Source organism: Cupriavidus sp. SIMBA_020 (genome assembly GCF_046535395.1).
GTDB classification, from domain to species: domain Bacteria; phylum Pseudomonadota; class Gammaproteobacteria; order Burkholderiales; family Burkholderiaceae; genus Cupriavidus; species Cupriavidus campinensis.
In genome coordinates, this window is sequence record NZ_JAWRWU010000879.1 from 1 (window position 1) to 262 (window position 262).

Genomic DNA, 262 nt, shown 5'->3' on the forward strand with positions numbered 1-262 from the left:
GCGGGCGGCATGGCCACCAACGGCGTGGATCGCATTCTCGACATCCAGCCGACCAGCCTGCACGAGCGCGTTGCCGTATTCCTCGGCTCGAAGAACGAGGTCGAACGCGTCACGCGTTATCACCGCGAAGCCAAGAAGTAAAAAAAGATGCGAAAAGGGCTTGCGTTCCTGCGAGCACTTTTCTATAATCTTTCTTCTCTGATGTGACGCCGGAATAGCTCAGACGGTAGAGCAGCGCATTCGTAATGCGAAGGTCGGGGGT

Annotated in this window: 1 pseudogene; it reads left to right on the forward strand. The window is 56.5% G+C overall.

Annotated elements, in window-relative coordinates:
• A pseudogene (locus tag SB751_RS31930) lies at positions 1-141 on the forward strand (fructose-bisphosphatase class I); the annotation flags it as partial.
• Positions 142-262 lie beyond the last annotated feature (121 nt).